At 37.1% G+C, this 12,426-nt stretch carries 11 protein-coding genes, 1 pseudogene and 1 riboswitch; of the genes and pseudogenes, 10 read left to right on the forward strand and 2 right to left on the reverse strand.

Annotation, left to right across the window (positions count from 1 at the left end; all coding sequences use genetic code 11):
- Nucleotides 1–476: 476 nt before the first annotated feature.
- The 7 genes from OZ002_RS12830 to OZ002_RS12860 all read left to right on the forward strand — a co-directional run bounded on the left by OZ002_RS12830 (nt 477) and on the right by OZ002_RS12860 (nt 7,738).
- On the forward strand, nt 477–2,015 hold the full coding sequence (locus tag OZ002_RS12830) for an ABC transporter permease/substrate-binding protein (RefSeq protein WP_002306907.1): 1,539 nt from the start codon (nt 477–479) through the stop codon (nt 2,013–2,015).
- Nucleotides 2,012–2,977, forward strand: a complete 966-nt coding sequence (locus OZ002_RS12835; RefSeq protein ID WP_002289763.1) for an ABC transporter ATP-binding protein — start codon at nt 2,012–2,014, stop codon at nt 2,975–2,977. The genes OZ002_RS12830 and OZ002_RS12835 overlap by 4 nt, the downstream gene beginning before the upstream one ends.
- Nucleotides 2,964–4,286: a dihydrolipoyl dehydrogenase family protein gene (locus OZ002_RS12840; RefSeq protein WP_002301479.1), complete on the forward strand. Its 1,323-nt coding sequence runs from the start codon at nt 2,964–2,966 to the stop codon at nt 4,284–4,286. Before OZ002_RS12835 ends, OZ002_RS12840 begins: the two co-directional genes overlap by 14 nt.
- A gap of 62 nt (nt 4,287–4,348) precedes the next feature.
- Nucleotides 4,349–4,453: riboswitch (TPP riboswitch) on the forward strand.
- A gap of 73 nt (nt 4,454–4,526) precedes the next feature.
- Complete coding sequence (locus tag OZ002_RS12845) at nt 4,527–5,270, forward strand: ABC transporter permease (RefSeq protein WP_002297003.1); 744 nt, start codon at nt 4,527–4,529, stop codon at nt 5,268–5,270.
- Nucleotides 5,271–5,284: 14 nt separating this feature from the next.
- Nucleotides 5,285–6,277, forward strand: coding sequence for an ABC transporter substrate-binding protein (locus tag OZ002_RS12850; RefSeq protein ID WP_002297008.1), 993 nt, complete (start codon nt 5,285–5,287; stop codon nt 6,275–6,277).
- An 11-nt stretch (nt 6,278–6,288) separates the two neighbouring features.
- Nucleotides 6,289–7,026: an ABC transporter ATP-binding protein gene (locus OZ002_RS12855; RefSeq protein WP_125179326.1), complete on the forward strand. Its 738-nt coding sequence runs from the start codon at nt 6,289–6,291 to the stop codon at nt 7,024–7,026.
- Nucleotides 7,016–7,738, forward strand: coding sequence for a TatD family hydrolase (locus OZ002_RS12860; RefSeq protein ID WP_049142353.1), 723 nt, complete (start codon nt 7,016–7,018; stop codon nt 7,736–7,738). Before OZ002_RS12855 ends, OZ002_RS12860 begins: the two co-directional genes overlap by 11 nt.
- An 83-nt stretch (nt 7,739–7,821) precedes the next feature.
- Here the strand turns inward: OZ002_RS12860 and OZ002_RS12865 are convergent, their stop codons facing one another.
- Nucleotides 7,822–8,442: a LysM peptidoglycan-binding domain-containing protein gene (locus OZ002_RS12865; protein ID WP_058140309.1), complete on the reverse strand. Its 621-nt coding sequence runs from the start codon at nt 8,440–8,442 to the stop codon at nt 7,822–7,824.
- 394 nt (nt 8,443–8,836) lie between these two features.
- On the opposite strand from OZ002_RS12865, the gene OZ002_RS12870 reads away from it, so the two are divergent.
- On the forward strand, nt 8,837–9,529 hold the full coding sequence (locus tag OZ002_RS12870; protein WP_002296429.1) for a hypothetical protein: 693 nt from the start codon (nt 8,837–8,839) through the stop codon (nt 9,527–9,529).
- A gap of 206 nt (nt 9,530–9,735) precedes the next feature.
- The gene (locus tag OZ002_RS12875) at nt 9,736–10,026 is read left to right on the forward strand and encodes a hypothetical protein (protein WP_002295437.1); all 291 of its coding nucleotides are present in this window, start codon (nt 9,736–9,738) and stop codon (nt 10,024–10,026) included.
- A 271-nt stretch (nt 10,027–10,297) separates the two neighbouring features.
- On the opposite strand, the gene fosX is transcribed toward OZ002_RS12875, so the two are convergent.
- A complete protein-coding gene (gene fosX, locus OZ002_RS12880; RefSeq protein WP_002306897.1) occupies nt 10,298–10,702 on the reverse strand; it encodes a FosX/FosE/FosI family fosfomycin resistance hydrolase in 405 nt (134 codons plus the stop codon).
- Nucleotides 10,703–11,691: 989 nt separating this feature from the next.
- Between fosX and OZ002_RS12885 the strand changes: the two are divergent.
- Nucleotides 11,692–12,300: pseudogene (locus OZ002_RS12885) on the forward strand (DUF6056 family protein); the annotation flags it as partial.
- Nucleotides 12,301–12,426 lie beyond the last annotated feature (126 nt).

Here is a 12,426-nt window from a genome sequence, read left to right on the forward strand (position 1 = left end):
TCTTTAGAATTTCTGTAGTAAAATCGTTCATATGGAAGTCCTCTTTTCTGTGAATGTGTTGTGGTAACTCTATTCTACAGAAGGGACTTCCTTTTTTCTATTTACACAAAATATTTTACACTCTCAAGTGTCATGATACAGTATAATATTCGTTGAACAGGCCAATAAAGGTGTTCTCCCCCACGAGATTTCTACTTTATTGGCTGTTTCTTTTTATTAAAATAAAAGTTGTGTGTGTAAAAAAGATATAGCTGATTCCAAGTGACAATTTCGTATAGATTTTTATGGTATTCGTAGTGAAAAAACGAGAACCAAAAAGTTGATCCGACTTTGTTGCTTGGATTCTTTTTTTGTCAGCATATTTAGAGGTATTTTTTTCTTTTTTTTGTTCGTGCTGTAAGGTTAAGGCAAGACAAGTTAGTTGGGAAAAAGGAAAGAAATGTTTATACTTAAAGAATAACAGAAAGGAAGGTCGCATGAATAATTTTATACAAACATTAAGTGAAAGAAAAGGCGAGTTGCTGGAAGCTGCATTTCAACATCTGTCCATTTCTCTCATTTCTTTGCTGATTGCAGCACTGATTGCTATTCCTTTAGCGATTTGGGCAGCCAATCATAAAAAAATGGCAGAAGTCTTATTACAGATCACGGGTGTGCTCCAAACGATTCCTTCACTTGCCTTATTAGGTTTACTTATCCCATTTGTAGGGATCGGAACTGTTCCAGCATTGATTGCACTTGTTATTTACGCTTTGCTTCCGATTTTCCAAAACACGTATATTGGTCTAGCTGAAATTGACCCGTCTATTGAAGAAGCAGCGGTAGCATTTGGTATGTCCAGAATGAGACGCTTGCTGAAAGTAGAGCTTCCCATCGCATTACCTGTCATTATCTCAGGTATCCGAACTGCCTTAGTTTTAATCATCGGTACGGCTACTTTGGCAGCATTGATCGGAGCAGGTGGATTAGGGACATTTATTTTGTTAGGTATTGACCGAAATACACCTGTTTTGACATTGATTGGTGCGATCAGTTCTGCCTTGCTTGCCATTATATTCAGCGGACTGATTCGCTGGTTGCAGCATAAGAAACCTCGATATTCCATCATTACTTTAGCAGCAGTGGTGTGTTTATTTGGCGGCGTTTCTTTATATCAGTCTGCCTTGTTTAAAAATGAAACCATCACGATTGCTGGAAAATTAGGAGCGGAACCTGAAATCCTGATCCAAATGTATAAAGAATTGATTGAAGACAACACAAAAACAGAAGTTGAATTAAAACCGAATTTTGGCAAGACGAGTTTTTTGTTCAATGCACTGGATCAAGGTCAAATCGATATCTATCCTGAATTCACAGGGACTGTCCTAGAAAGCTTGGTGAAGGTACCTGAAGCAATGAAAAGTGCTGATTTGACAAAAGAAAAAACATATGACGAAGCAGAAGAATTATTGAATAAGCAATTCGATATGACATTATTAAAACCAATGGCTTACCAAAATACGTATGCCTTGGCAGTCAAGAGATCTTTTGCGAACGAACATCAACTTAAAAAGATTTCCGATTTGGCAGCTATCTCTGATCAGATCAAAGCGGGATTCACACTGGAATTTATTGATCGTTCAGATGGATATAAAGGAATCCAAGAAGCATATGGCTTGAATTTTTCAAGTGTACAAAGCATGGAGCCAAGTTTGCGTTACCAAGCAATCAATACTGGAGATGTCAATATTGTGGATGCCTATTCCACAGATAGCCAGCTCAAGGAGTACGATCTAGTGACTCTAGAAGATGATCGAGGGTTATTCCCAGCTTATCAAGGCGCACCGCTGATGAAAAAAGATTTTGCTAAAGAACATCCTGAAATCGTTAAAGCACTGAATAAATTAAGCGGAAAAATAACAGAGGATCAAATGATTGATATGAATTACCAAGTCAATGTCGAAAAGAAAAAGCCGACAGAAGTAGCACGAATCTTCCTGAAAAATGAAGGATTAGTAAAGGAGGAAGATCAGTGACTAAATTAATCGAGTTCAAACATGTGCAAAAAAAGTATGATGGAAAGTATGTCATCGATGACCTAAATCTGGCAATCAAAAAAGGAGAAATCTTTGTTTTGGTTGGTCCTTCCGGTAGTGGAAAAACAACTACTTTGAAAATGATCAATGGATTATCTAAACCATCAGCAGGAGACATCTACTTCAAAGGAAAATCGTTAAATGAATATAATCTGCAGAAAATGCGGTGGAATATGGGATATGTGCTGCAGCAAATCGCTTTGTTCCCGACCATGACAGTCAAGCAAAATATTGAAGTCATCCCTGAAATGTTAGGTTGGGAAAAGCAGAAAAGAGCAGACCGTGTAGATGAACTTCTTCAAAAAGTTGGCTTATCTCCTGATATTTATCGAGATCGTATGCCTAGAGAGTTGTCTGGAGGAGAACAGCAACGGATCGGGATCATCCGAGCTATTGCTGCAAGCCCAGATGTGATTTTGATGGACGAGCCATTTAGCGCATTAGATCCGATTTCAAGAAACTCATTACAAGAATTGGTTTTGTCCTTACACGAAGAATTGGGCACGACCATTGTTTTCGTTACGCACAATATGGAAGAAGCAATCAAGCTAGGTGATCGTATTGCATTTATGAAGGATGGAGAAATTATCCAATGTGACACACCAGAGCAGTTATTGATGAATCCTAAAAACGACTACGTTCGGCATTTCTTTGATGAACCGAAACAGACGAAAGAGTGGCGAGTAGAAGATTTAGTCGTCAATGGATATTTCTTAAATGAAATACCAGAAAATGCTCGTCAACAAGTTTGCTTTGATACGCCTATGAAAGAAGTATATTCGCTTCTTTCGGTGTATCCAAGCATTGTGATAGTAGAAAAGCAAAGAAGTATTGGGTCGCTGACAAGTAAAGAAATCTTTGCTTTTTTAAGTCGAGAGGAGGAAGGAAATGAAAACATATGATGCAATCGTCATCGGTTCAGGTGTGAGTGGCTTAAGTGCTGCTTATGGATTGAAAGAAGCAGGTAAAACAGTACTAGTGGTCGAAGAAGATCTATGGGGCGGGACTTGTCCTAACCGTGGATGTGATCCTAAAAAAGTCTTGTTAAGTGCAGTAGAGGCACGTAATCGGGTAAAGCAATTGAGTGGAAAAGGTTTTAACGAGATCCCAACTGCCAACTGGGAAGAACTTCAAAAATTCAAACGAACATTTACGGATCCAGTCCCAGAAAGCCGGAAAAAACAATTAGCAGAAGCTGAAATCGATCATCTTTCAGGAACCGCTCGTTTTTTGGATGATTCATCTATTGAAGTCAACGAAGAAGTCTTCCATGCGGATTACTTTGTTTTGGCAACCGGGCAAAGACCTACGATCTTACCAGTGGAGGGAAAGGAATACTTGAAAACTAGTGCAGACTTTTTATCATTGCCTGTACTGCCTAAAGAAATCATTTTTATCGGTGGTGGTTATATTGCTTTTGAGCTAGCTACGATTGCCAATGCTGCAGGGAGCAAAGTAACCATTGTCCATCATAATCAACGGCCATTAAAAGAATTTGAGGCGTCTTTGGTAGAGGAAGCCGTCCATCAAATGGAAGCATCTGGCATTCAGTTTGCTTTTGGTGTTGAAACCCAAAAGATCATTTCAGAAGGTACTCGCTATCGTTTAGTCGGAAAAGAGACGGAATTAGTAGCAGATATGATTTTTTGTGCGACTGGGAGACAGCCGAATACAGAATCTTTAGCACTTGAGCAAGCGAATGTCGTCTTTGATAAACACGGAATTGCAGTCAATGATTATCTGCAAACGAGCAATCCAAAAATTTTTGCGTGTGGAGATATTGTTTCAAGGAAAACCCCCAAATTGACACCAGTCGCCACTTTTGAAGGAAATTATGTAGCTAAGCGGATAACGGATGCAACAAGCGAACCTATCAAATATCCGATTATACCTACGATCGTCTACGCCAGTCCTAAACTTGCTGAAGTAGGAGTTACAAAAAGTCACGCCTCTTCGTCAGATCAAGTGGTAGAGATGGATCTTACCAGTTGGTTCACCTATCATCGTGTCAATGAACCAGTTGCTAAGGCTGAATTGACCTTTGACCAGCAAAATTATTTGATTGGTGCTGCAGTGATTAGCGAGCAAGCAGACGAATTGATCGATGATTTGACACTAGTCATCAATCAAAAATTGACTAAAAAAGAGTTGGATAGCTATATCATGGGGTATCCGACATTGGCAAGTGATCTCTCCTATTTATTGAAATAATCAGCATGATAACTAAAGCGCTTGTTGCTTTTTCCTTCTTGTGCTACACTTTAAAAAATGAATACCTGTTTCTGGGGATGTCGTAGACGACATGAGAGTAAGTTGTGAACTTAGACCCATTGAACCTGTCAGTTAATACTGGTGAAGGGAGAAACATAGCAGACGCTTGAAGCGGGTTACTATGTCGTGCCCATTTCAAGCGTTTTTTGTTATTCATATTAGAAGAAAGGAGGTAACAAAATGAAGAAAAATCTTTATCCAGCAGTCAGTATGGCATTCATTTTAATTATTTGGCAGATTGTTGTCATAGTTTGGAAAATACCTGCCTTTATTTTACCCGGACCTGCTGCTGTATTTTCTGCATTAGCGGCAGATGCACAAGTATTACTTTCTCATTCTGTCACGACATTAAATGAAGCAGTGCTTGGTTTGGTAATAGCTAGCGTTCTTTCTTTTATTACTGCCTTGGCAATGGATTATTGGAAGTTTTTAGAAATGTCTTTTTATCCGTTACTAGTGATTTCACAAATGTTGCCAATCATGGTGTTAGGGCCATTACTTACCCTATGGTTTGGTTTCGGTATGCTTCCAAAAGTGATCCTTGTTGTCTTGATAAGCTATTTTCCGATCGTAGTTTCTTTTTCGGATACATTGAGGAAAGTATCAAAAGAGCAAATCATCTTTTTGAAAACGATGGGGGCAGATACAGGGAAGATTTATCGAATATATAAAATACCAGCGGGTTTATCCGGCTTCTTTTCCGGTTTAAAAGTGGCTGCTACTTATTGTGTCAGCGGAGCAGTCGTTGGAGAATGGCTAAGCGCTCAAGCAGGCTTAGGGTATTACATGATACGCGTAAAAAACAGCTACCAGATCGATAAAGTTTTTGCTGCGATCATTTGTGTCATTCTATTGAGTTTATTGCTGAATGGCGCTTGTTCATTATTGAAAAAAGGGTATTATCGTATGCTTTATATTTTTTAAGAGAAGGGGATCAAATGAAAAAATTATGGCTTTTATTACCGCTACTGTTGCTTTTATCCGCTTGTGGCACTGCAAAAGAAACAAGTAGCAAACAAGAAATAAAGGATTTGAAAAAAGTGACACTTGTTTTGGATTATGTACCGAATACTAATCATACTGGCATCTACCTAGCAAAAGAAAAAGGCTATTATAAAGAGGCTGGTTTAAATGTCCAAATCATCGAACCAGGAGATAATTCGACAAGTATTGGTCTAGTAGGTGCGGACAAAGCACAATTTGGTGTAAGTTATCAAGAAGATGTCACTTATGCTCACGCAGATGGACAGAATATACCAGTCAAAGCAATTGCTACAGTGATCAAACATAATACTTCTGGATTCGCCACCCTATCAGACAGTAACATCCATTCACCAAAAGATTTTGAAGGAAAAACATATGCAGGTTGGCAAAGTCCAAGTGAAGAAGCTGTCTTAAAAGCTGTGATGGAAAAAGACGGCGGGGACTTTTCAAAACTGACAATGGTAGGAAGCAATGGAGAAGGGCCAGAAAGCTTAGGAAAATCCTCAGATATCCAATGGTACTTTGAAGGTTGGGATATGATCAAAGCAAAAGAAGCGGGTATTGAACTAAACTATATCCCATTGAAAGAATTAGATGAACGGTTAGATTACTATACTCCGGTAATTATTACGAATGATCAACTGATCAAAAGTGATCCAGAATTGGTACAGTCTTTTATGGATGCCACGAAAAAAGGCTATCAGGAAGCTATTAAGGATCCAAATGACAGTGCTAAACTGTTGCAAAAATATGCAAAAGAAAATGATCGGACGTTTTTAGAAGAATCACAAGCATTCTTGTCAAAAAATTATACGGATGATCCTGAGAATTGGGGATTGATGGAAGAAAAAGTTTGGCGCAATTATACAGCTTTTATGCAGGAAAACGGATTGATCAAGCAAGATGTACCTTCGCAAGAACTATTCACTAATCAGTTTATAAAATAGGAGTGATAGATGTGTCAATCCAAATCAGCCACTTGAATGTAGTCATTGAAAACCTGAAAATATTAGAAGACATCCATTTCACTATCCCTAAAGATACCTTTACATCGATTGTCGCGCCAAGCGGAGCCGGTAAGTCAACATTGCTGAAAACTTTAACAGGAGTCCAGCCTATGACTTCTGGAACGATCAAAGTAGACGATCAAAAAGTAACTGGTCTCCATACAGCATTTAGTTATATGCCGCAAGAAGATATGTTACTTCCTTGGCTGAGCGTCTATCAAAACGTTACGTTATATCAAAAAATCAATCATCTAACAATCAATGAAGAACAAGTAAGGGATTATCTGGATATCTTTGGGTTAAACGGCTATGAACATTTTTTGCCGGAACAATTATCTGGCGGGATGAAGCAGCGAACGGCCTTGTTACGAACAATCATGAATCCTTCTTCTTACTTGCTTCTTGATGAACCATTTGGAGCGTTAGATGCTATGACCAGAGGGCAGATGCAAGACTGGATGTTGAAGCTGCCTAAAAAAGCAAAGCGGACTACTTTACTTGTGACGCATGATATCGAAGAAGCAATTTATTTATCAGACAGGATTCTTGTGCTTTCCGCCCGTCCGGCACATGTGATTGCTGAGATTCAAGTGCCTGAAAAACGACGGTCACGTGAATGGCTACTGCAGCAATCAGAGTTAAAGCAAACGATTTATCACTTATTGGCAGGTGAATTAGATGTTAAGTGATGCTCATTGTCATTTAGATGGGAGTCAGAGTTTAGCACTCCTTCAGCAGGAACACACGATTTTGACGATCATCAATTGTGATTCGCCAGAAGAATGGAAGGAAAACAGACAGCTTGCAGCAAGTAAGACTCAAGCCTTAAGTTACGGTATCCATCCTTGGAAAGCAGATAGCTATACGTTTGAACAAGTTGAGCCTTTTTTGAAAAAAGCAAGGATCATCGGTGAAATAGGGTTAGATAATATTTGGACGAATGTACCGATGACTACACAAAAAAAAGTATTTGAGCGACAGCTTGCTTTTGCAGCCATAAATGAGAAACCTGTTGTACTGCATACAAAAGGATGCGAAAAAGAGATCTTAAGCTATATCCAAGCTAACCCTAATCACTATTTGATTCATTGGTATTCTTCTTTGGACTATCAACAAGACTATATTGATTTAGGCTGTTATTTCAGCATTGGTCTTGATTTGAAAAAGAACCCAGCAGTCTGGCAACTAGCTAAAACAGTCCCAATCGACCACTTACTTATTGAAACGGATGGACTACATGCAGCAGAGTGGGCTTTAGGGGGGATTTTTTCAGAAAAAGATTATGTCTCACTGCTTGAAGAACAATTAAAGACAATCGCTGAGATCAAAGAGCTATCAGTTGAAGAAGTTAAAAAAAATACTTATCAAAACTTGGAACGTTTCATTAGATTAGGTAAATAAAAAAGAGGTGTGACACAACTAGTGTCGCACCTCTTTTTGGCTTTCTTTATATAAAAGTAAACCGTTCGATTAATAAATGAATCTTAGTACCAACCGTTTGCTTCCCAGAATGCTTTCGCCGCTTCCCAAGAACCATAACGTGAAGTAACATATTGTTCTGCTACTCTTTCTTGGTTCGCAGCAGAGTAGTCACCATTTAAGTAAGAAGAATCTAGTTGGTAACGGCCGATGTAACGTCCGTTCGTTGCTGTGTAAGAACCGCTTGATTCTTTTTGTGCGATCCATTCTTTTGCAGAGCTTGTGCTTGCTGGAGTAGCAGTAGTTTCTGTTACAGCAGGAGCAGCTTGTGTTTCAGCAACAGGCGCTGCTTGTGTTTCCGTTTGAACCGTTTCTTGTACAACAGGTTGTTCAGCTTGAACAGGTTCAGCTTGGACTGGTGCTTCTTGAACGGCTGCTTGTGCAGAGCCTTCTGTTGGGATTGTTAATTGTTGTCCTGAGTAAATCAGGTTAATATCAGAAATTGAATTTGATTCTGCAATGGCATTGATCAAGGAGTTATCACCAACGTATTTTTGAGAAATCGTTGATAGAGTATCACCTGATTGAACGGTATAAGCTTCGTCCGCATGAGCAGTCGTTCCCATGAAGAATGCAGCGCCGGCAGCCAAAGTTGTTCCAAAAAGTAAAGTTTTAAGTGATGTCATGAAAAATCTCCTTTATTCGTTAAAAAGTTTTATTTGTTGTGTTCAACGAGGAATACTTTAACACGTGAAAATATTTCATAGGTAAAAGAAGCATGACAATTTATGACAAATCCACGTTTTTTGTAATAAATACAGTAATCTATGAAATGAAAAGGGTTACGTTTAATAAAACTTGCTTTTTTGTTTTTGTTCACCATAAATATTTATTTAAGAAAGTATTAACCTGCATTTTTCTCTATAAAAAAGATTTTTTAAATAGATAAAAAAGGAGGATTAAATGAGTATTTGATAGTATTTATATTAAAATTACATATGTAATTTAAAAACGCTTGACATTGTGTTTGAGATCACTTACTTTTAGTATGTAAAAGTATTGGATTAAGGAGCTATGCAAATGAAAAAGAAATTTATTACTGGTGGGATTGTCGTTGCATTTCTATGTCTAATTGGCTACACAGGCACGCGGTACGCAAATGAAATTATTTTGTGGGGTGGAGAGACAGATATTGATACAATCAATGAGAATCTGACACAGCTTGATCATACATTGACAGATAAAGAGCAAGCGATTACAGATCTTACCGCTCGACTAGCACAAAAAGAACAGACATTGCAAGATTCAAAGGCAGATGTCCAAGAATACCAAACAAAAGTAAATGAATTAGAAAACCAAAAAAATCAATCGGCAGCAGAAAAACAAAACTTAGAAAGTCAATTAGTCAGCAAGGATGCACAACTACAAAGCAAACAAAATGAAATCAATGTCAAACTAGATGAGATCAACCAAAAAAATGATGAAATCAATCATCTGAATGCAGATTGGACAGCAAGACTACAAGAAGCACAAGCAAAACTTTCAGAATTACAAAATACTGTAAATGGTTTGAACCAACAAATCGCAACACTTACACAAGAAAAAACAAATGTAGAAACTCAGTTAACAGATACACAAAAGAAATTAGACGAAGCAACTGCTGAAAACTCAAGCTTGAAACAATATATTCAAAAGTTAGAAAAAGCAAAAGATGAAGTGGAAGATACAGCTGATAAATCTCAGCAAATTGTTGAAGAACATTTGCGTAAATAATCTTTCTTAACAAGTAAACCTAAATTAGTAAAGAAGCAACAGTAATCTATACTGCTGCCTTTTTTTTTAGTACATGTCCTTCATCTTCGCAGGAAGTGCCAATATGATTTTAAGAAAGGTAATAGACAAAAAGTCAAAAAGATAAAACAGAGTTTCTTCTTTACAAAGGGAATGTATGTTCGTATAATGGTGTTGAGGTGAAGGTTATGGAGAAAAAATATGGAACAGTAGATAAGATCCGTACTTTGCAAGTCAGTGCCAGACCGTTGATCCGTTTCAGTTTAAATGGGGTCAATTGTTTGATTGCTTCCCATAGTTTGAACTTCCTAGCTGAAGTAGACGAAGGGATGAAGTTAGTCGTTACAGGTTATTATAATAATAGAAAGCAATTTGTTGTGAGATCCTATCATGTGTTAGGGAAACCCAAAATTGTGGTAGAATATGAGAAAAGTCTATACCCAAGAAAAAAGGTCCGACAAGATGAAAGAATAAACTAGAAAACAAGCGGCTGAGACAAAAATGTCCTAGCCGCTTGTTTTGGAAAGATGGATGCAGACGATGGGATTTGAACCCACACGAGCATACGCTCACAAGAACCTCAATCTATATATAACTACATGTATTTAAGTATTTGTGATGAATCACTAAACTTTCCAAACTCATTTGAGGGATATTGCTTAAAGATTGAACAGATCAATTCGAAGCCCTATTAGTATTCGCTCAATGGGGGGATCAGAGGCCATAAAAAGAGACTAGTCATTACTAGTCTCAGGTAGCGGAATTGTAGGATTTTAAACGTTCCTGGAGAGTACCGGTATGTAACTCGAAGAGGTGATTATCATAGTCGTAAAAGTAAATTGAAGAAGCCTCGCCTTTCACACGAGAACGTCCTGGTTCGACAGTTAAACCTAACATTTGGATTTTTGAGACAAACGAATCTATATCTTGTTCGTCAATTTTAAAAGCAATATGATTGTATGTCTTTGGCAGTTTATTCGACGAATTCTGCATTACTGCAATCCATAGGTCCTTAACTAAGAAAAATTTTTCTGGATATAATGAAAATTTTTTTTGTTGACTATCGTAGATTTCTTTTGCATCAAATAAGGTATTTAACAATACAGAAGTTTTATTTAAGTCTTTAACAATTAACGTAATATGAGAAATTTCCATACCAAACCTCCTCTTTTTATCGATTCTAACATAGGGTCAATTTGATAGAAAGCTTTTAATTTTATTGTTTTAAAAGTTATTTCAAAAGAAAAATATGGAAGCAGAATGAGTGTTCAAGACAGTATTTCATCTATATGATCTAAGAGATAAATCGCTTAAAAAGTGTATTTCAAGAAGTGAAAAGAAGCCATTCCTTAATTCATAAGTGAGAAAATATAGCATTATATCTATCCACAGAAGGCGTAAATCTTGAAATTAAACGATTAAAAAAGCAAAATAACCGACTGCAAAAAATAGAGCGTTGTGGCGAAAGGAGTGTACGTAAACTACCTGTATATAAGTTGCAGTTATATATTAGATCACTCGTTGAATGGTTTTTTATGTCGTATAAATGGCTTAATAACGTGTCTACTGACAGGGCATTATGGCTGTAATCTTACTTTGTAGTTCCTGTAGCAATCACTGCTCAAATGCAAGACTACTTTATTCACAGTTTAAAAAATACTATGATAATCCCGCATTGAAACCTGATAGCAGTACTGAAGATCAGAGCCTTGATGATAAAGTATCAGCAAGCACGCCAACGCATCAAGGGAACGTTTATGGCAAACTAGATATTTCAAAAAAGTAATAGACAAAACAGTTCGTGTGGCTGGCTGGTTCTCGACAAACCACAAGGTGTAGTTGGAACTTATGTTTACGTACTTGTGATAGAACACGGAACACCTAAAGAATTAACGTGTATTTAATCTCAAGCGACTGCTCGGCAAGACATCAAAAAGGCATACGGAATCAATGTGGCGATGCAATCAGTCAAACGATGAAGGTGTAGTGAAGGATGTGCAATTTCTGATATTCATTTGACGATATATTCAGCCCACACATGAGGGGATACATATAAGTATTTAAAAGATAACTTTTAAGTTATCTTTAAGTAATGCTTAAAGCTATGTTATACTCTATTAGGAAATATAAGAAGGAGTATAAAAATGAACAAACATAATAGAAAAATAACGAATAACAAAGAACTGATCTTGTTACTAATAGGGATTTGGGGTATCTTTTTGCTCTTTAATATGTATATGCCGACTATGAGAGCGGATGACGTAGTTTATGCAAGTAGATTAGATGAACTTGGCTATTTGGGTGCTTCGATAGAACATTATAAGACATGGAGTTCAAGAATTATTATAGAACTATTCTTAATGTTCTTTTCTAAACACTTTATGCTATGGAAATTATTAAATTCTACGATTATGTTAGGAATTGTAGTGTTACTTTGCAAGTATGTTTTTGAGAAAATAAATGTTAAAAATTTATTATTGGTTTGCTCTATATACTGTTTAATACCATTGACAGTAATGGGGGAAACCGGTTGGAGAGCAACCACCTTGAACTATCAGTGGCCAGTAGCATTTAGTTTACTAACTTTTTATCCGTTTTTTCAACTCTTAAGAGGAGAAGAAATAAATAGAAAAATATATTGGGTAAGTATTCCTTTATTGATATTTTTAACTAATCAAGAACAAGTCAACGCCTGTTTTTTTGTTCTAACAAGTATAGTTAGTTTATATTTGATTGTCAATGGACGATATAATAGTCAAGTCCATAATCCTGTGTAAAATACTATACAATGTTTTACCGGTCTCTCATTGATCAAACTTAATATATTTTCTTGTAGAACTGAGCCATTCGTCATGAAGGTCCATAAGGACAGCTCCAAT

Origin of the sequence: Enterococcus sp. E4-150 (assembly GCF_035726465.1) — a bacterium.
GTDB classification, from domain to species: Bacteria; Bacillota; Bacilli; order Lactobacillales; family Enterococcaceae; genus Enterococcus_B; species Enterococcus_B faecium.